This is a genomic window from Roseobacter sp. GAI101, assembly GCF_000156335.1.
In the GTDB taxonomy this organism is placed as follows: Bacteria; Pseudomonadota; Alphaproteobacteria; order Rhodobacterales; family Rhodobacteraceae; genus Sulfitobacter.
The window spans coordinates 1-20,407 of the sequence record NZ_DS999215.1; the positions used below are offsets into that span (position 1 = coordinate 1).

At 57.6% G+C, this 20,407-nt stretch carries 10 protein-coding genes, 3 tRNA genes and 3 rRNA genes; 6 read left to right on the plus strand and 10 right to left on the minus strand.

Annotated features, from left to right (window positions below):
• Positions 1 to 24: 24 nt before the first annotated feature.
• The 7 genes from rrf to RGAI101_RS19350 form a co-directional block, all read right to left on the minus strand.
• Positions 25 to 139: ribosomal RNA gene (rrf, locus tag RGAI101_RS19320) — 5S ribosomal RNA — on the minus strand.
• Positions 140 to 336: 197 nt separating this feature from the next.
• Positions 337 to 3,232, minus strand: a 23S ribosomal RNA gene (locus RGAI101_RS19325).
• Between the two features lie 578 nt (positions 3,233 to 3,810).
• Positions 3,811 to 3,886: transfer RNA gene (locus RGAI101_RS19330), tRNA-Ala, on the minus strand.
• A 19-nt stretch (positions 3,887 to 3,905) separates the two neighbouring features.
• Positions 3,906 to 3,982: transfer RNA gene (locus tag RGAI101_RS19335), tRNA-Ile, on the minus strand.
• Between the two features lie 157 nt (positions 3,983 to 4,139).
• Positions 4,140 to 5,605, minus strand: a 16S ribosomal RNA gene (locus RGAI101_RS19340).
• Together the 16S, 23S and 5S rRNA genes with 2 tRNA genes alongside form the textbook arrangement of a ribosomal RNA operon.
• Positions 5,606 to 6,274: 669 nt before the next feature.
• A complete protein-coding gene (locus tag RGAI101_RS19345) occupies positions 6,275 to 9,709 on the minus strand; it encodes a YhaN family protein (RefSeq protein WP_008230134.1) in 3,435 nt (1,144 codons plus the stop codon).
• Entirely contained in the window at positions 9,706 to 10,935 is a 1,230-nt protein-coding gene (locus RGAI101_RS19350) for a metallophosphoesterase family protein (protein WP_008230026.1), read from the minus strand. The genes RGAI101_RS19345 and RGAI101_RS19350 overlap by 4 nt, the downstream gene beginning before the upstream one ends.
• Before the next feature lie 139 nt (positions 10,936 to 11,074).
• Between RGAI101_RS19350 and selD the strand changes: the two genes are divergently transcribed.
• Entirely contained in the window at positions 11,075 to 13,243 is a 2,169-nt protein-coding gene (selD, locus tag RGAI101_RS19355) for a selenide, water dikinase SelD (RefSeq protein WP_008229882.1), read from the plus strand.
• On the opposite strand, the gene mnmH is transcribed toward selD, so the two are convergent.
• The gene (gene mnmH / locus RGAI101_RS19360; protein ID WP_050763273.1) at positions 13,236 to 14,282 is read right to left on the minus strand and encodes a tRNA 2-selenouridine(34) synthase MnmH; all 1,047 of its coding nucleotides are present in this window, start codon (positions 14,280 to 14,282) and stop codon (positions 13,236 to 13,238) included. The genes selD and mnmH overlap by 8 nt on opposite strands.
• Before the next feature lie 176 nt (positions 14,283 to 14,458).
• On the opposite strand from mnmH, the gene rfbC reads away from it, so the two are divergent.
• The 5 genes from rfbC to RGAI101_RS19385 are packed head-to-tail and all read left to right on the plus strand — an operon-like array spanning position 14,459 to position 18,708.
• On the plus strand, positions 14,459 to 15,025 hold the full coding sequence (gene rfbC, locus RGAI101_RS19365; protein ID WP_037230306.1) for a dTDP-4-dehydrorhamnose 3,5-epimerase: 567 nt from the start codon (positions 14,459 to 14,461) through the stop codon (positions 15,023 to 15,025).
• Entirely contained in the window at positions 15,026 to 16,063 is a 1,038-nt protein-coding gene (gene rfbB / locus RGAI101_RS19370; RefSeq protein WP_008229960.1) for a dTDP-glucose 4,6-dehydratase, read from the plus strand.
• Positions 16,060 to 16,926 carry a dTDP-4-dehydrorhamnose reductase gene (rfbD, locus tag RGAI101_RS19375; protein ID WP_008230053.1) on the plus strand — a complete coding sequence of 289 codons (867 nt, stop codon included), beginning with the start codon at positions 16,060 to 16,062 and terminating at the stop codon, positions 16,924 to 16,926. The genes rfbB and rfbD overlap by 4 nt, the downstream gene beginning before the upstream one ends.
• 6 nt (positions 16,927 to 16,932) lie before the next feature.
• The gene (rfbA, locus tag RGAI101_RS19380) at positions 16,933 to 17,814 is read left to right on the plus strand and encodes a glucose-1-phosphate thymidylyltransferase RfbA (RefSeq protein WP_008230093.1); all 882 of its coding nucleotides are present in this window, start codon (positions 16,933 to 16,935) and stop codon (positions 17,812 to 17,814) included.
• A gap of 54 nt (positions 17,815 to 17,868) precedes the next feature.
• Positions 17,869 to 18,708 carry a DUF2189 domain-containing protein gene (locus tag RGAI101_RS19385; RefSeq protein ID WP_008229941.1) on the plus strand — a complete coding sequence of 280 codons (840 nt, stop codon included), beginning with the start codon at positions 17,869 to 17,871 and terminating at the stop codon, positions 18,706 to 18,708.
• A 71-nt stretch (positions 18,709 to 18,779) separates the two neighbouring features.
• Here RGAI101_RS19385 and RGAI101_RS19390 read toward each other — a convergent pair.
• Both RGAI101_RS19390 and RGAI101_RS19395 read right to left on the minus strand, forming a co-directional pair.
• Positions 18,780 to 18,856: transfer RNA gene (locus tag RGAI101_RS19390), tRNA-Arg, on the minus strand.
• A 43-nt stretch (positions 18,857 to 18,899) separates the two neighbouring features.
• Positions 18,900 to 20,081 (minus strand): replication initiation protein, encoded by a 1,182-nt coding sequence (locus RGAI101_RS19395; protein WP_008229962.1) that lies wholly within the window; start codon positions 20,079 to 20,081, stop codon positions 18,900 to 18,902.
• Between the last annotated feature and the right edge of the window lie 326 nt (positions 20,082 to 20,407).

The window sequence follows — 20,407 nt, forward strand, 5'->3', positions numbered from 1 at the left end:
GTTTTTGATTGATGAACTTATTAGGTTTGGCGGTGACCTACTCTCCCACGTCTTAAGACGCAGTACCATTGGCGCAGTAGCACTTAACTGCCGAGTTCGGGATGGGATCGGGTGTTTTGCTTACGCTATGACCACCAAACCGAATAAATTCATCAACGTCGCTGTTTTGCGTAGCAAAAAGCGACGGTGGCGAGAGCGTATTGCAGAGCAATGCGCGTAGCCACACGTTTGTTGTTATCGCCATTTCCCTGGCGATAACAACGAAGTCCAAGTCAGTACATTTATGTATGTGTGTATGCTTTTGATAAATCCGTAAAAGTCTTGCTTCTACTGGATCAAATCAAGCCTATCGAGCCATTAGTACCAGTCAACTGAACGTATTACTACGCTTACATCTCTGGCCTATCGACGAGGTGGTCTACCTCGGCTCTCAGGGATACCTTGTTTTGAGGGGGGCTTCCCGCTTAGATGCCTTCAGCGGTTATCCTGTCCGATCATAGCTACCCAGCACTGCTATTGGCATAACAACTGGTCCACCAGTGGATCGTTCACCCCGGTCCTCTCGTACTAGGGGCAACTCCTCTCAAGTATCCTACACCCACGGAAGATAGGGACCGAACTGTCTCACGACGTTCTAAACCCAGCTCACGTACCTCTTTAAACGGCGAACAGCCGTACCCTTGGGACCTGCTCCAGCCCCAGGATGAGATGAGCCGACATCGAGGTGCCAAACACTGCCGTCGATATGGACTCTTGGGCAGTATCAGCCTGTTATCCCCGGCGTACCTTTTATCCGTTGAGCGATGGCCCTCCCACTTGGGACCACCGGATCACTATGGCCGTCTTTCGACTCTGCTCGACTTGTCAGTCTCGCAGTCAGGCTGGCTTCTGCCATTGCACTCAACGAGCGATTTCCGACCGCTCTGAGCCAACCTTCGCGCGCCTCCGTTACGATTTAGGAGGCGACCGCCCCAGTCAAACTACCCACCACACAGGGTCCCGGATCCGGATAACGGACCGCGGTTAGACATCAAGCAGAACAAGGGTGGTATCTCAAGGGAGGCTCCACGCAGACTGGCGTCCACGCTTCAAAGCCCACCACCTATCCTGCACATGTTCGGCCTAATGCCAGTGTGAAGTTGTAGTAAAGGTGCACGGGGTCTTTCCGTCTAACCGCGGGTAACCGGCATCTTGACCGGTAATTCAATTTCGCTGAGTCTATGTTGGAGACAGCGGGGAAGTCGTTACGCCATTCGTGCAGGTCGGAACTTACCCGACAAGGAATTTCGCTACCTTAGGACCGTTATAGTTACGGCCGCCGTTTACCTGGGCTTCAATTCAGAGCTCTCACCCCTCCTTTTAACCTTCAGGCACCGGGCAGGCGTCAGACCCTATACGTCGTCTTACGACTTCGCAGAGCCCTGTGTTTTTAATAAACAGTCGCCACCCCCTGGTTTGTGCCCCCAGCCTCTAGTTGCCTAGAAACCGGGCCTCCTTCTCGCGAACTTACGGAGGTATTTTGCCGAGTTCCTTCAACATAGTTCTCTCAAGCGCCTTGGTATTCTCTACCTATCCACCTGTGTCGGTTTAGGGTACGATCTAGCGATGGAGCTATTTCCAGGGACCTCTAAGCAGCCCATTCAATCCGATAAGGATGAACTACCCTCGAGATCCGTCACTTCCATCTGGCCCAGGAATATTAACCTGGTTCCCATCGACTACGCCTTTCGGCCTCGCCTTAGGGGTCGGCTTACCCTGCTCAGATTAGCTTTAAGCAGGAACCCTTGGATTTTCGGCGAGAGTGTCTCTCACACTCTTTGTCGCTACTCATGTCATCATTCTCACTAGTGATCTCTCCACGGGATCCCTCACAGGCCCGCTTCACAGAAAAGACTTTGTCTTTTATGATCTCTTTATATGCACTACCGCCTTTGGCTACTTGAGTGCGAACACCCAAACAACAAACCTTGGTACTACAAAAGATCAATAAAGACGTAGTCTTATGTCACACTACGCTCTGCTACCATGCAATAAATGCATCCTAAGCTTCGGCTCATGGCTTGAGCCCCGTTACATCTTCGCCGCAAGACAACTTATTTAGACCAGTGAGCTGTTACGCTATCTTTAAAGGATGGCTGCTTCTAAGCCAACCTCCTGGTTGTTTTGGTCGTCTCACCTGCTTTCCCACTTAGCCATGAATTAGGGGCCTTAGCTGTAGGTCAGGGTTGTTTCCCTCTTCACGACGGACGTTAGCATTCGCCGTGTGTCTGCCATCTAGTACTCCTCGGTATTCGGAGTTTGGTTAGGATCAGTAAGCCTGTGGGGCCCCATTACCCATCCAGTGCTCTACCCCCGAGGGTATTCGGATGACGCTCTACCTAAATAGATTTCGCAGAGAACCAGCTATCTCCGAGTTTGATTGGCCTTTCACCCCTAGGCACAGCTCATCCCGATCCTTTTCAACGGATGTGGGTTCGGTCCTCCAGTAAGTGTTACCTTACCTTCAACCTGGCCATGCCTAGATCACTCGGTTTCGGGTCTGATCCCACAAACTCAACGCCCTATTAAGACTCGCTTTCGCTGCGCCTACACCTAACGGCTTAAGCTTGCTTGTGAGACCAAGTCGATGACCCATTATACAAAAGGTACGCTGTCAGATCGTAAAGATCCTCCAACTGATTGTAGGCGTTCGGTTTCAGGTACTGTTTCACTCCCCTCGTCGGGGTGCTTTTCACCTTTCCCTCACGGTACTGGTTCACTATCGGTCAGTAAGGAGTACTTAGCCTTCGAAGGTGGTCCTCCGATCTTCAGACAGAATTTCACGTGTTCCGCCCTACTTAATACGTCCTCTCATGCTTCTTATACGGGACTGTCACCCACTTTGGTTGCGCATTCCAACGCATTCTAACCACAATTGAGGCTCGGCTGGTCCCCGTTCGCTCGCCGCTACTAGGGGAGTATCAATTGATTTCCTTTCCTCCGGGTACTTAGATGTTTCAGTTCCCCGGGTTTGCTTTTATAAACCTATGTATTCAGTCTATAAATACCTGGTTTACCTCATTATTAGCTACCCCGAAGGGTAATAATAACAAAGTATCAGGTGGGTTGCCCCATTCAGAAATCCATGGATCAAAGCTTATTCTCAGCTCCCCATGGCTTATCGCAGAGTATCACGTCTTTCATCGCCTCTTACTGCCAAGGCATTCACCAAACGCCCTTTTCGCGCTTGATTTGATCCAGAAAAAGCAAGACTGATTTAATGTCCTACCGCCTATTCGGCTACTTGAGGACTATTTACACCCTCAACGGCCGGTAGATTGCAGAACGTCAGTCCAGCGCGGAAGACAGAAGCTGGTAAGAAACTGTCTTTCCTTATTCCAGATCAAAAGCATACTTTTTTACCCGCCCAACCTCTAAGGTTGGACAGCGAGACATGCATCTAGCCTACCTTCCGTGCAGGAAGCAGGCGTCATGTCTCTGGTTAGTGTACTTGACTTGGACAACACGTTCTTTTCAATCGCGATACGCCCAGAAGACCGAGGAAACAGTCCGCTAAACGCCGGTCACCGAAGTGACAGCAACTGAGTTTACGACCTTACTCGGTGTAAACAAACAGTGTTGTTATTGTATCTCTCTTTACGATTTCAATCAGGCGCATTCCCTGGGGAATGTCGCCAATGCGTTGCCGCATCGTCCGATTGGACGGGCAAACAGTCGAAACTGCTTGCCGATCTAATCATTCGTGCTGTCCTTATCGCGATCTTGCTGCGCAAGACCCTGTCAGAACTGTGCTTTCCCGTTGGAAAAGCTTGGTGGAGCCTAGGAGGATCGAACTCCTGACCTCCTGAATGCAAATCAGGCGCTCTCCCAGCTGAGCTAAGGCCCCATCATTCCCCGAAGGGATATGGTGGGTCGAGGAGGACTTGAACCTCCGACCTCACGCTTATCAGGCGTGCGCTCTAACCACCTGAGCTACCGACCCATACGAGCGGTAGCTCGTGTTCTTGTTCTGAAGAGATATGAGGACGGCTCGGTTCTGGATACATTGGAAAATGTATCCGAATATGGACAGCTTTGTTTGCTGTCCTGCTAAGTGTTTCATGAGACTTGCGAACAAGTCTGGCTAGAAACATCCTTAGAAAGGAGGTGATCCAGCCGCAGGTTCCCCTACGGCTACCTTGTTACCACTTCACCCCAGTCCCTGATCCTACCGTGGCCGCCTGCCTCCCCGAAGGGTTAGCGCAGCGTCGTCGGGTAGAACCAACTCCCATGGTGTGACGGGCGGTGTGTACAAGGCCCGGGAACGTATTCACCGCGTCATGCTGTTACGCGATTACTAGCGATTCCCACTTCATGGGGTCGAGTTGCAGACCCCAATCCGAACTGAGACAGCTTTTTGGGATTAACCCATTGTCACTGCCATTGTAGCACGTGTGTAGCCCAACCCGTAAGGGCCATGAGGACTTGACGTCATCCACACCTTCCTCCCGCTTATCACGGGCAGTTTCCCTAGAGTGCCCAGCCGAACTGCTGGCAACTAAGGATGTGGGTTGCGCTCGTTGCCGGACTTAACCGAACATCTCACGACACGAGCTGACGACAGCCATGCAGCACCTGTCACTGCGTTACCGAAATAAACACTCGATCTCTCGAGTTAGCACAGGATGTCAAGGGTTGGTAAGGTTCTGCGCGTTGCTTCGAATTAAACCACATGCTCCACCGCTTGTGCGGGCCCCCGTCAATTCCTTTGAGTTTTAATCTTGCGACCGTACTCCCCAGGCGGAATGCTTAATCCGTTAGGTGTGTCACCGAACAGTATACTGCCCGACGACTGGCATTCATCGTTTACGGTGTGGACTACCAGGGTATCTAATCCTGTTTGCTCCCCACACTTTCGTACCTCAGCGTCAGTATCGAGCCAGTGAGCCGCCTTCGCCACTGGTGTTCCTCCAAATATCTACGAATTTCACCTCTACACTTGGAATTCCACTCACCTCTCTCGAACTCAAGACCAGGAGTTTTAGAGGCAGTTCCGAGGTTGAGCCTCGGGATTTCACCCCTAACTTTCTGATCCGCCTACGTACGCTTTACGCCCAGTAATTCCGAACAACGCTAACCCCCTCCGTATTACCGCGGCTGCTGGCACGGAGTTAGCCGGGGTTTCTTTACCAGGTACTGTCATTATCATCCCTGGCGAAAGTGCTTTACGATCCTAAGACCTTCATCACACACGCGGCATGGCTAGATCAGGCTTGCGCCCATTGTCTAAGATTCCCCACTGCTGCCTCCCGTAGGAGTCTGGGCCGTGTCTCAGTCCCAGTGTTGCTGATCATCCTCTAAAACCAGCTATAGATCGTAGACTTGGTAGGCCATTACCCCACCAACTATCTAATCTAACGCGGGCCAATCCTTTCCCGATAAATCTTTCCCCCGAAGGGCTTATACGGTATTACTCTCAGTTTCCCGAGGCTATTCCGTAGAAAAGGGTATGTTCCCACGCGTTACTAACCCGTCCGCCGCTCGGTCCCGAAGGACTGCGCTCGACTTGCATGTGTTAGGCCTGCCGCCAGCGTTCGTTCTGAGCCAGGATCAAACTCTCAAGTTGAAATGATCTTGCGATCATATCCTTGACGTCGAACCTCTGCACATCGACCTGCATCACTTACTGAATGATACAGGCGTTTTTCTCCGTTTGATGTACTAAAGCTACCAAAGTAGCGAGTAGTCCGTCAAACAGTGAAGCTGACACTGGATCATCGCTAACACCTAAGTGCGTCGCTACCAGCGCGATATGTAGAGGTTGATCCATCGAATGAACCAAACCGCCCACATATCTCTTCAGATATCTATCATTTCAAAGAGCGTCGAGACAAAAGAAACCAAGATGCGCCGTAACTTTCAGCGCGCCCCGCCTTAATGCCTCAGAATTTCCCCGCTACGTAAACCTCCGAAACCTCAGCTCCGTCCGTCCCGTCTAGCGCACCGTGTCTGCTTGTCTGCGTCTCCGGTAAGGGGCGTTCTAAGGTTTGTTCCAAATACCCGCAACCCCTTTTTTGGGTTTTTTACAATTCAGTCAAAAAACTGTCACAAACGCCTGTTTTATTGACTTTTTGGCGCGCCATTTCCGGCCGACATCCGACCCATCCTTTGGATTTTTCGCCTTATCCGGATCGCATGCCGCATTTTCCGGCCTCAAAGTGATTCATCTGCGCCGGAATCACCGCAAATCGCAGTCGTGATTCCCGGTTACTGGCGGAATCACCTGTCAGCGGCGTCAAAGAAGATGCAGCTTTACCTGATCGCCGCAGACATCCTGGGCAAGATCGACCACATGTTGGTGGTGGGTCAGATAAATCGCCTGCCCTGTGCGTCCGACGCGCTGCATCAAGGTGCAGGCAGCCCGGGTGCGATCCTCGTCGAAGGTTTCGAAGACGTCATCGCAAAAGAACGGCAGCACTATTCCATTCGTTGCCATCTGGTCGTAAGCGGCGGCCCGCAGAGCGAGGTAGAGTTGAAAGCGCGTGCCCTTGGACATTGCCGACGCTTCCTTGGACACGCCATCGGCAGCCTGGACCGCCATAAGCACATCACCCCCTGCCCCCGGCTGCGTTGTCAGTTTGCTGTAGGCACCGTGGGTCAGATCGCTGAATGCCTTTTCCGTGGCGGATAACATGCCGCTGCGGTGGCTGTCGCGGTAGCGGCGGATCGCCTCTTCGGCCAGATCATGCCCGACGCGCCCCTCTATATAGTGTAACAGCGCAGCCTGCATCTGTTCTTCCAAGGTCCGTTTGGTTTCAGTTAGCAGGGCAATGTCATTATCACCCCCTACTGCACTCAACGCGATCTGGGCGGCCGTGCGGGTTTCGATTGCAAGATCCAGCGCGGGGTCAAGACGGTCAAGGTCTGCGCTCACCTCATCCAAGGTGATCTGGGCCGCGTCCAAGGCGTGATCTTGCAGCAAGTTATGCGCCTCTTCGACGGTCGCCACTGCAAGCGTCGTTATCAAGGATCGCTGAAGGTTTATGATACGGCTGCGCAGGGCAATCGCGTCCTGAGCGATGGCGGTCGCGGCGCGCAACTGCTCAAGACTGTCCGTAGGGATGGCGGCATCGAAAAGACGGGCGAGGCTGTGAACCTGTTCGTCCAATATAGTCAGCGCCTGATCTGCCCCGTCGCGTGCAGTTTCAAGATCGGCCAGGCGATCATCCAGATCTTTGATCTGACGTGCGACCTGATTGGCTTCGGTGACCTGACTTTGCATCCCTGCGTAACGATCCAGCAAAGGGCTGTCAGGTGATCCGGCCCCAAGCGCGTCCAGTTCCGCTTGAAATCTGGTGCTGTCTTGCGTGATCCCGTTGATCTGGCGCTGCAAGCCACGGATACGCACATCGGCTTCGCGCACCGAGCGCAACGCCTGAACACCATCCCATGATGCCACATCGGTTTCCAGATCAGGCAGGTGGTCAGCGACGGCCTTACGCCACGCGGTAAAGGCCCGCTCGGCCTCGGCCTGCGCTGCGTTTTCCAGTTCGGTCCGGCGGGCCGTTTCTGCAGTGGCAGTGCGCAAGGTGCCCTCGGCCAGTCTCAGCGCCTGCTGCTGCGCCTGCGTCTGCGCCAGTTGCGCCTTGGCGATCTTCATCAGGCCGCCAAGGGATGTGCCGTCGATCTTCAAACTTGCAGAAAGATCGTGGCGCAGCGTCTCTCCTTCTTCCATGACGGTCTGCCGCACCTCTTGAAGCAGAACGAAGGCTTGCGCCGCTGCGCCTGCCTCTTCGGCGTCCCGGACCCAGGCAGCAAAATCATCGGCGGATAAGGTGTCGGGCAAACCGGCTTGGCGCAGATGTGCCACAAGGCGCGCTTTCAGATCCTCCATCGCCGTTTGCGCCTGGGTACAGATATCGCGGGCTGTCTCGTGATCTTTGCGGGTTTCCAGTTCAAGCCGTTGCGCCTGCCGCATCTCGGCCAGCTCTTTGTTTTGGCCTGCGCGCAGTTGGGTCTGGCGGTCATCCTCGCGCATTGCGCCTTCGAACCTCTGGGCTGTGGCCGCATCAAGTGTCGCCAAATGCGCCGCCCAAAGCGCATCCCGCGCGGATCGGGTTTGCGCCGCTGCTGCATCGCTGATCAGGTCGGGGGACATCTGAACGATCTCGACGCGCGTTTTTGCAGTATCCCAGCGGGTGGCGGCTGCCGCAGCAGCTTGCTTGGCAGCGCTTAGCGCCAGCGCGGCCTGCGCCAGATCAGCTGCCAGCGTCTGCGCTTGGGACGGCATGATCGCCAGACTTGGGGCGGTGTCAAAAACCACACCCTGACAGGCCAATTTGCGCAAAGATTCGGCACAGCGTTGCCGGGCCGCCGTCAACGCATACTGCGCCTCACTATATCTATGCAAAATATCGTCAGCCTCGGCCTTGAGGATCATGTGTTCCAAGGCCGGGTCGCCCGTTACATCGCCAGCAGCCTCATCCACCAAACGCGTGGCTTCGCGTTGCTTGTCGCGGGCGGTTCCGATTTCGGACTGCGCAGCGGCCAAAGCCTTGTGCGCATCCTGCAAACCATCGCGCGCTTGCTGCAACGCTGCCAGTTCGGGGTCGGTCAGAACAAACCGGCCAAGATCACCCGATACATTCAGCCCGATCATGGTCAGGCGCGCGCGCAGATCAGCGGTTTCCTGCGCCAATGCCGTTTCGCGTTTGGGCAGATCCAACTGCCCCGCCTCGACCTGGCTTTTCAACGTACCAAGCGCGTCGAGCCGCGCAGCAAGCCCCAAGGTCTGCGGATCAGGGTTCAACCCGTCCCGCTGTGCCGTCAGGGTTGCAATGTCCTGAACGGCCTGATCACGCTTGGCGACCAATGCGACCCTGCGCGTAATCAGATCAATCAGTTGGTCAGTTTCGATATCCAGCGTCCGGGGATAATGTGCGATCGGCTCAAGCTGGGCTTCGATGTCGTGCAGCTCAGTGGCCAAGGGATGCGCCTGAACGATATTTTCCAGCCGCCGTTTGCGCAGCAACAGATCCGTCTTCTGCTCTCTCAGTCCCGCTTCGGTCGCATTCGCCTGATCCCGCGCCACCCGCAGCCCGCGATAGGCCTGGGCCGTGACATCATTGTCCTTGATCTGCTTGATCACGTCATCATATTGCCGCTTCAACTCGGCAAAGTCGGACTTGCTGCCCCCCTTGAGGTAGATCTGGCGGTTCGCGGCCTTCACATCATCAAGCACCTGCGACAGATCGCTGATCCCCGCAGCGGCCGAGAACAACAACTTGCCGATGTCACCTTTGCTTTTGGTGATCTCTTCGCCACCCGCCTCGATGGTTTCGTCATCCAGACACAGCAATTGCTGATATTCCTTTTGCGACAGCCCGCGCAGCGCTGCGCCAAGCACTCCATCCGACACGACCTGTCCGCCTGCATCCACCAGATTGGCCGTGCGCTTGGGCAGACGTGACAGCGCATGTTCCACACCGTCAATGTCCAGCACGCCGCTGACCCGCAGATTGGGGCGTTGGTGTTTGAACGCATAGGGTTCGTTTAGTGGAAAACCGTACAGCAGGCGCAAATAGCCTTCCATCAGCGTCGTCTTGCCCGCCTCGTTCCGGCCAAAGACAATATGAAAATCCGATCCCCCCTGCGGCACCGCCCCGAAATCAAGCGCGCGGTCGGTGAAATGGCCGAACGTCTCGAGGTTCAGACGACGCAACCGCATCATGCGCCCTGCCCCCGCATCTTTGCCACCATGGACAAAACCGCATCTTCGGATAGTTGCCGCAGCAACGCATCTTGCGATGCCTCGTCCGGGGCAATTTCGCGGCGTCGTTCCGCGGGCAGCAATGCGAGGATCTGTTCAAGCTCTTTGCCCATCCCCTCGAGGAAACCCGGCTCGGCCGAAATATCGGCCATCAGCTGATGCACTTCGCCGACAGCACTATCTGCGACACCCCTGGACGGCGGCATCAAATCAATTGTCAGTTTCTCAACCCAAAGCCCGCCGATCCCCTCGGCCAGCGCATCAATCTCTTCTCGCCACCTGTCGGCCAACTGCCGTATCTGCCACGCCAAGTCAGTCTGCCCGACCAGCCGCAGCCGCAAAATCGCGGCCCCCTCGCCCGCTTGCGCGCGCAACGCGTCACGCAAGGCGGCGCGGATGGCATCGTCAGTCTCGACCCCGTCAAGATTGCATTCACAGGTGCGGAATTCGACGATGGATGTGGGCACTTCGGTGACCGCAATCTGGCCCGCCTCGATCGTCAGCAGACTGGCGGATTTGGGCCCGGCTTCACCAATGTCGCGGCCTTGGGGCATGCCGGGCATCACGATCCAGGGGTTCTGGCCATGGACCTGTCGTTTATGCACGTGGCCAAGCGCCCAATAGTCAAATCCCGCCCCTGCCAGATCAGCGACCGAACAGGGCGCATAGGGGTCATGTCCTTCGGCCCCGTTCAACGATGTATGCATCATCGCGATGTTCACCGATGACGGTTCTGGCGGCGCGTATTTCGGCAGCAGGCTTTCAGGGGCGACACGGTCGCGAAAACTGACCCCGTGTATATAGACGGGATGATCGCCCAACTGCACCACGCCGCCACGGCCGTCAAAGACATGCACATTCGGTGGCAAGGCAATCTCGCCCGCGATGGGGTTTTCCGCGTCATGGTTGCCTTTGATGTAAAAGACCTTCACGCCCGCTTCCTCAAGCCGCAGCATCTGCGATGCCAGATAGGCAGCTGTCTTGGCGCTGCGTTCCTGTCCGTCGTAAAGATCACCGGCGATCAGAAATGCGTGCACGTCCTCGTCGATGCAAAAATGCACCATATTCTCGAGCGCCTGACGGCTGGCGCTGCGCACTTGCGCGGCCAGACGTTCATCTTTCATCGCAAGGCTCCGCAGCGGAGAGTCCAGATGCAGATCAGCCGTGTGCAGGATGCGAAGGGTCAATCAAAGGTGCCTTTTGTGCAGATCAGACAGCAGTAATGCCTTTGTCACGCAGATCACTTTGGGTTGCAACCGCTGGTACATGGTTTGATCCGGCCCGTTCAAAGGGTAAGACAAGGCAGATCAACCCGGAAAGCACCCCATGAAAACGCCCGATGTTCCCCTGACCCAAGATCTTGTACTGGTGGGCGGCGGCCATTCACATGCGCTGGTGCTGCGCAAATGGGGCATGGATCCGCTGCCCGGTGCCCGGCTGACCGTGATCAACCCTGGCCCGACTGCACCTTATACAGGGATGCTGCCCGGCCATATTGCCGGCCATTATGACCGTGACACGCTCGAGATTGATCTGGTGCGCCTGTGCCGCTTTGCGGGCGCGCGGCTGATCCTGGCCCATGCGACAGATATAGACCGCACCGCCCGGCAGATCATCGTCGAGGGACGCGGTCCGGTCGCCTATGATGTCGCCTCGATCGATATCGGCATCACGGCGCAGATGAACATCCCCGGTTTTGCAGACCATGCCGTCGGGGCCAAACCGCTGGATACCTATGCCCTGCGCTGGCGAGAGTTCATGAGCGCCGTCAAGGAAGGGTCCGTAGCGCCCAAGGTGGCCATCATCGGCGGGGGTGTCGCCGGCTGCGAACTGTCACTGGCCATGGCGCATGCATTGCAGCAGTCGGGCGCTTTGCCTCAGGTGACGGTGATCGAATCCGGGCCGCAAATCTCTGCCGTGGGGGACCGTGCGCAACGTCGTCTTTTGCAGGCAATGGCCGCTGCCGGGATCACCCTGCGCACCGATGCGACGGTCGAAAGGATCGAAGACGGACAGGTGATCCTGAAGGGGCAAGATGCCGTGCAATCCACGTTTACCGTTGGTGCTGCAGGGGCGTTCCCCCATGCTTGGCTGGGCCAAACCGATCTGCCGTTGATCGACGGATTTATCGAAACCACCCCCGATCTCGCTGTCAAAGGCGACGCCAGCTTGTTTGCCGTGGGCGATTGCGCCGCAATGCCCTTTGCGCCGCGCCCCAAAGCGGGCGTGTTCGCCGTGCGCGCCGCCCCCATTCTACATCACAACCTGCGCGCCGCGCTGACGGGCGGGGCGCGCAAACCATTCAAGCCGCAGAAAAACTATCTCAAGCTGATCTCGCTTGGAAAGAAATCCGCAATGGCCGAGAAATTCGGCATTGCCGTTTCCGGCCCCCTGCTGTGGCGTTGGAAAGACCATATCGACCGCGCATTTATGGACAAGCTTGGAACCCTGCCCGCAATGGCTGCCGCAGAGATCCCGGATAATGTCGCCCTTGGCGCGCGCGAAATCATGCAGGAAAAACCCCTGTGTGGCGGCTGCGGGGCCAAGGTGGGCGGCGGCATCCTAAGCGATGCGCTTGCAACCCTTGCACCGGCCAGACACCCCGATGTGGTCACAGGGGCGGGCGATGATGCAGCCGTCCTACGCCAGCCCGGCGGGGGTTTCCAGGTGCTCAGCACCGATCATCTGCGCGCGATGGTCCATGATCCCGTGCAAATGACACGCATCGCTGCCGTACACGCATTGGGCGATATCTGGGCCATGGGCGCACAGCCCCAAGCGGCCCTATCCAGCCTGATCCTGCCGCGCATGTCCCCCGTGCTTCAGGCCCGGACCTTGCGGGAAATCACGGATACCGCACAGGAGGTTTTCACCGCCGCAGGGGCCACTTTGGTCGGGGGCCATACGACGATGGGGGCCGAACTGACCATCGGGTTCACCGTCACCGGCATCCGCGGCACCATGCCGATCACCGTTGCGGGGGCGCAGGCGGATGATGTCCTTTTGCTCACCCGGCCCATCGGGTCCGGCGTGATCATGGCCGCCCATATGGATGGCACGGCCCAGGGGCGCGACGTCGCAAATGCGCTGGACCAGATGCAGCAGCCCCAATCACGGCAGTCCGACATCTTGCGGAATGCACACGCGATGACGGATGTCACCGGCTTTGGTCTGGCGGGGCATATTCAGGCGATCTGCGCGGCCTCTGGCTTGCGGGCAGAAATCACGCAAAGCGCCGTGCCCGTCTATCAGGGTGCGCGCGCGCTGTCGCAAAACGGCACGGCGTCGTCCTTGCTGAGCGCCAACATCGCACATGCACCGACCAGCGGTATCACCGCCCCCCTCCTGCACGACCCCCAAACCGCCGGAGGATTGCTGGCCGCCCTTCCGCAGAGCGCGGCAGACGACGCGATAAGGACGCTGGAAAACGAAAGACTCAGGGGGTGGATCATCGGCAGCCTGCAGGCTGGCCATGGCCCTATCACCGTCAACTGACAGTTTGCGCCAATTGTTGTGCTGTCCGGAGCAGTGTCGCATCCGTTAGATCATCAAGTGAAATCGTCTGAACGGCCTTTTCTGACCGCGCGATCGACTTGGCGTAGCGCGGATCATAATGGTGCGAAATCAGCGCCCCGGCCAGGGCCACCCAATCGCGGTCATCGGCCAACGCGTGCCAAGCGGCAATTGTACTGCCCGCATGGAAAGGGCGCAGCCGGTCAATCTGGCTGTGCAACCGTCCGATATCGTCGGTCAGGTCCTTATAGGCGGTGCTTAGAAACTCTGCGCGTGCGGCGGTTGATGCCGTAATCTCGATCCGCGGGGCGGCGCACATGGCGTGCCAGACGGCCGCGGGAACCATGCGCGCGCCGACCTTGCTGCTTTCCGCCTCGACCCAGGTCATGCGGCTTGGGTTAAGTCTGCCAAATGCCTGGGCCAGCCGCGTGTCGAACATCTTTTGCGCTGGCTGCCCGCCCGGTTGTGACCCGAACAACGATCCCCGGTGATTGGCCAGACCTTCAAGGTCAATGACCTGTTCCCCCACCGCAGCCAAGTGATGCAGCAACCGGGTCTTTGCCGTGCCTGTGCCCCCTTCGATCAAGGTTATCCGGTGCGGCAAAGGCGTTTCATACAAGGCGTCCACGACCAGCCGGCGATAGCTGCGATATCCGCCCTCAAGCAACTGCACCCGCCAGCCGACCTGATCCAGAATCGTCGCAAAGGCCCCCGACCGTTGGCCGCCCCGCCAGCAATATACCAAAGGCTGCCACCCGCCCGTCTTGTCCGCCAGCGGTCCGTTCAAATGCGCTGCCGCATTTTGCGCGACCAATGCGGCCCCGATCTTGCGAGCCTTAAAGCTGCTCTCACGGGTATAGATCGTGCCGACCAACGCACGTTCTTCATCTGACAACACAGGCAGGTTAACGGCCCCGGGGATATGATCCTGCGCAAATTCCGACGGCGACCGCACGTCGATAATCATGTCAGCGGGATTATCGGCGATCTCGGACAAAGCGCTTAGCATTAGAAGTTTCATTGCAGACCTTCAGGCTGGGGCTGGGTCTGTATCTATCCTTTCAGATGCGCGCGTCCAGCACCAACCGCATGGATGCGTCCCCGCATGGACAAAAGCAACGGCCTCAGAAGCAATCGACAGGCCTCTAACTCTTCGGTACTACCGTCTCAATATTTTCATTCGGTTGGGATTTTTTCATGCAGGTTGAACAGACGCCCCTTTCTGGCGTGGTCGTTATTACACCGTCGCGGTTCGGGGATCACCGGGGGTTTTTCTCGGAGAGTTACAGCGCGAAGGCCTTGGCAGAACACGGGATCACCATTCCGTTTGTGCAGGACAATCATTCACTGTCGATGACGCCGGGCACCATTCGGGGGCTGCATTTTCAGGCCCCGCCCCATGCACAGGACAAGCTGGTGCGCTGCGGGCGCGGGGCGCTGTTTGACGTGGCAGTCGATATTCGCAAGGGGTCACCCACCTACGGCCAGTGGTTCGGGGTCGAGCTGAGTTTCGAGAACGGCAAGCAACTTCTGGTGCCAGCGGGCTTTGCCCATGGGTTTGTCACCCGCGCACCCGAAACCGAGATTGTCTATAAATGTTCGGATTATTACGCGCAGGCCACCGAAGGGGCGGTCGCGTGGGACGATCCGGATATCGGGATCGACTGGGATATGGGGGATTTATCGCCGGTTTTGTCAGAAAAGGACGCAAACGCACCCTCTTTGGCGGATCTTAACAGCCCATTCACGTTTGAGGACGCATAAATGAAGCTATTGGTAACGGGCGGTGCAGGGTTTATCGGGTCCGCCGTTGTGCGGCTTGCCGTGGCGCAGGGCCATGGCGTGGTCAATCTGGACGCGCTGACCTATGCGGCCTGCCTTGAGAATGTCGCCAGCGTGGCCGACAGCCCGCTGTATGCGTTTGAACAGGCCGATATTTGCGACCGCGCGGCGCTTGACCGGATTTTTGCCGATCACCAGCCCGACGCTGTGATGCATCTGGCCGCGGAAAGCCATGTGGACCGGTCGATCGACGGCCCCGGCGCGTTTATCCAGACCAATATCACCGGCACCTATACCTTGCTTGAGGCTGCCCGCGCCTATTGGCAGGGGGCTGGCAAGCCGGACCGTTTCCGCTTTCACCATATTTCGACCGACGAGGTCTTCGGTTCGCTCGGCCCCACCGGCCAGTTCACCGAAGACACGCCCTACGACCCGCGCAGCCCCTACTCCGCATCCAAAGCGGCCAGCGATCATCTGGTGCGCGCCTGGGGCGAGACCTATGGCCTGCCGATCATCATGACAAACTGTTCGAACAACTACGGGCCCTTCCACTTCCCCGAAAAACTGGTGCCGGTCGTCATCCTCAAGGCGCTCGCCGGGCAGCCGATCCCGGTTTACGGCGACGGTGCCAATGTGCGCGACTGGCTGTTCGTCGAAGACCACGCCGACGCGCTGCTGACGGTGCTGACCAAAGGCAAACTGGGCCGCAGCTATAACATCGGCGGGGAAAACGAGGTCAGCAATCTGGAGCTGGTCAAGATGATCTGCGCCTTGCTGGATGATCGCCACCCCGAAGGTGCCCCCCATGCCGATCTGATCACCTTTGTCACCGACCGCCCCGGCCACGACCAACGCTATGCGATCGACCCGGCGCGCATCCGCAGCGAGTTGAACTGGAAACCGTCGGTCACGGTCGAGGAAGGGTTGGCGCGGACCGTGGACTGGTATCTTGAGAACGAAGACTGGTGGCGCGCCTTGCAAAACCGCAGCGGCGTCGGCGAACGGTTGGGCAAAGCATGAAGATCCTCGTATTCGGCCATAGCGGCCAGGTCGCCACGGAACTGCGCGCGCTGGATGGCAACGGTATTCGCATCACGGCACTGGATCGCGCCGCGGCCGATCTGACCGACCCGGCCGCCTGCGCTGCCGCGATTGATGCCCACGCGCCTGATGCCGTGATCAACGCCGCCGCTTATACCGCCGTGGACAAGGCCGAAAGCGACCATGCCACCGCTGATCTGATCAATGCACAGGCACCGGCGGCGATGTCGCGTGCCTGTGCAGCGCGTGATATTCCCTTTGTCTCGATCTCGACCGATTATGTATTTTCTGGCGAAGGCAATGCGCCTTGGAAACCTGATGATCCGGCCGACCCCCAAGGCATCTACGGTGGCACCAAACGGGATGGCGAGATCTTGATAGAAGAGATTGGCGGGCGCTATGCCGTGTTGCGCACATCCTGGGCGGTGTCTGCGCATGGCAACAACTTCGTCAAAACCATGCTGCGCCTTGGCGCGGAACGCGAGGCGCTGACCATCGTGGCCGACCAGATCGGCGGGCCCACCGGTGCTGCCGAAATCGCGCAGGCCTGCGTAACCATCGCGCAAACGCTCGTTTCCGAGCCGGAAAAAGCCGGGATCTACCATTTCTCAGGCACACCCGACACCAGCTGGGCCGATTTCGCCCGTGCGATCTTTGATCAGGCGGGCATCACCTGTGCCGTCACAGACATTCCTTCGACCGATTACCCGACGCCTGCCAAACGCCCGCTGAATTCACGGATGAATTGCAGCGCAACGACAGTCGCGTTTGGCATCGCACGCCCCGATTGGCGCGCCAGCCTGAGCCAGATTATTGCCCAACTTGATATTTCCAAGGACTGATTTCCCATGACCCAAACGCGCGAACGCAAAGGTATCATCCTCGCCGGAGGCTCCGGCACGCGGCTTTATCCGATCACCATTTCTGTGTCGAAACAGTTGCTGCCGATCTATGACAAGCCGATGATCTACTACCCGCTGTCCGTACTGATGCTGGGCGGCATCCGCGAGATCGCGGTAATCACCACACCGCAGGACGCCGAACAGTTCAAGCGCGCGCTTGGCGATGGCAGCCAATGGGGCGTGTCCCTGACCTATATCACCCAACCCAGCCCAGACGGTCTGGCGCAGGCCTATCTGCTGGCCGAAGACTTCCTCGACGGTGCGCCCTCGGCCATGGTTCTGGGCGATAACATTTTCTTCGGTCACGGCCTGCCCAAGATTCTGGCCGCAGCCGATGCGCAAGAAACCGGCGGCACCGTCTTTGGCTACCGCGTGTCCGACCCCGAGCGCTATGGCGTGGTGGATTTCGACGAGACCGGCCAAGCCCGCCAGATCATCGAAAAGCCCGCCGTGCCACCGTCGAACTACGCCGTCACGGGCCTGTATTTCCTCGACAACACGGCTTCCGAGCGCGCCAAGACCGTGATGCCGTCCCCGCGCGGAGAACTCGAGATCACCACCCTGCTGGAAACCTACCTGCACGACGGATTGCTCAACGTCCAACGCATGGGCCGCGGCTATGCCTGGCTCGACACCGGCACCCACGGTAGTTTGCTGGACGCTGGCAACTTCGTGCGCACCCTGGAAATCCGCCAGGGCCTGCAAACCGGCAGCCCCGACGAGATCGCGTATAACCAAGGCTGGATCTCACGCGACGCCCTGGAGGAGCGCGCCAAGCTGTTCGCCAAAAACGACTATGGCGTCTATCTTGAGGGGCTGATGAAGTGATGCAGGCTTTCGCCCTCATTTCAATTTGATCCAAGTCAAAGACCCCTTTGCGCAATGCCACCCATAATCGCGGATTATGATCGCAAAGGGGGCAAGCAAACCGTGGATAACAGCAAGCCAGATCAAAGTACCGCTGCGGGTGCGCCCAAGTTCAGACCTGTAAGCGGCGCAGATCTGCTGCGTGCGATGCTTCTTGGATGGGGCGATCTGCGGCGCGCGCCGATCTATGGTGCGGGTTTTGCTGCCGTTTACGTCCTCGCCGCTTGGGCCATGACGTGGATCACCCTTCAGACGGGCACGACATACTGGTTGGTATTGGCAGTCTTCGGTTTTCCACTGATCGGGCCGTTCGTCGCCGTCGGCCTATACGAGGTTTCGCGCAGGCTTCAGGCACGCCAACCGCTTAGCTGGGCCGGCATCCTTGGCGTGGTGCTTTTGCAGCGCAAACGGTCCCTGCCGATGATCGGAGCCATCACAATCGTCATATTCCTGTTCTGGTTCTTCCTTGGCCACATGATATTCGCGCTGTTTCTCGGGCTATCGCCCATGGCCAATATCTCTTCTTCGGCAGAGGTGTTTCTGACGCCCAATGGCCTTGCCATGCTGGCCATGGGCAGCGTCGTCGGTGCCATCTTTGCCCTGATACTCTTTATGATCACCGTTCTGGCGATCCCTATGGTGCTCGACCGGGAGGTCGATTTCGTAACAGCGATGGCAACCAGCTTTTCATATGTGGCGTCCCATTGGGTCGTGATGTTGGGATGGGCCGCATGTATCGCGACGCTGACGTTCCTGTCCCTTTTGCCCGCGTTCCTTGGGCTGTTCATCGTACTGCCCTTACTGGGGCACGCGACATGGCACCTCTATCACTTGCTCGTTGTCGCCGAGGGCTAGACGGACGGTCCCTGCCACTGCTGATCGCGCACTGGCAGCGCTCCAGGCATGTGACAGCAAAAAATCGGAAATGGCGATCCCGGGAGGACTCGAACCCCCAACATCCTGATTAGAAGTCAGGTGCTCTATCCAGTTGAGCTACGGGACCGCTCTGACCGTTCTCATAGCCACTTCGCGCCGAATGATCAAAGCTAAATATCGTCGAATGATCCCGGCTGCAGGTCTTCCCAGAATGCCTTGATCGCCGTGGTGTTCAGCGCAGACATCCAACCGTGGCGTTCGAAATCTGCGCGGGCATCGGCACTGGCAATGATCGACATGAAAAGCCGTCGGTCCGCATCGCGCTGTGTGGGGGTGCGTGCGGCCACCAGGTCGCGCACACGCGCCAAAAGCTTCGCGCGCGGGCTTGATGGGGTCACACCAACGGCTTCGGCTTTGAAGTCATCGCGCAGCGCTGCGGTCAGGTATCCAACCGGGTTCTGAACGCCCTCCTGCCCCGCGACATAGCTGATCTTGTCGCCCACGTGATCTTCGCCATGTTCTGCGATCCATTGCCGCGCAAGACGGTCGCTGACGCCAAGCGCCTGCAACTGGCCATAGACATCCGATTTCCGCACCCCTGCCCCGTCATCCAGATCAAGGATTGCAAGCTGCGGGTTTTCGGCAATCTTGAAACGGATGTCCGTGACGGCCCTGCCCCGTTTCCGGATCTCTGGCGTGATCACGATATTCGAGGTCTTGTTCACCTCGCTTACGGCAGGTTTGATGATCTTGGCATTAAGCTGCTTGTAGACGGAATAATATGCGCTGTCCTCGACGCCCATCAGACGACGAAACAGATCCAGCGACCACCAGCCCGTGCTACCGGTACGCACAAAGCGATAGCAGTTCTCGTACAGCGCCAGTGCATGGCCAGAGGTGAACCGACGCTGGATGTTCAGATTGATCAGCGCGAATACTTTGGGATCGTTCAGTTTAGACGCCAACGCGGGGGAATACGCATATTCACAAACCCCGCCCTTCAGCCGCGCGTAGCTTAGCAAGCTGGACACGCCCCATTCTTGCTGACCCTTTTCATCCAGCATATCCCATTCCGCAACAGTTTCGGCCAACCCACGCAGCGATTGTTTCAGCGTGTCCATATCGTTCGAGTTATAGCCAATCATCAGACACAACGTGCGCGCGTCGATCATGTGGACCTGCTGGCTGGTCAACGTGTCGTAGGCATTCAGCAGCAGGACATTCGAAAGCTTGCGTTGCAGCAGCGTCAGCTTGCCTGACACATGGATTGCCGCAACATGCTTTTTGACCGACCCGCGCCGCAGCGCGCCCGTCAGCCTGTCCTTTGGTATCTCGGTATCCTGCCGCTTCATCACGCTGCCCTTTGGCTGTCGGTTCTAAATCCGATCTGTTGCCTTATGCATATGTAGCGGCAAAGGGCACCCAAGGGCAAGACTGGTATGGGTGCCCTTGCGCAGCAATTATTCAGCAGCGATAATCCTGCCGAGTCGCGCTAAGGGGACCAATCTACGGGATGGCCCATTCAGGAGAGTCAACCACCAGTGCCTAATATGGCAAAAAGAGAGTCTGATTCAGCCGTTCCTGCAAATTGGCCCCTGTCTTACCGAGAATCGGTGCTGTTTCACCCGTATATGGGCACCCTTGGACCTGAATACAGATACCCTTGAGCCTGTATCCG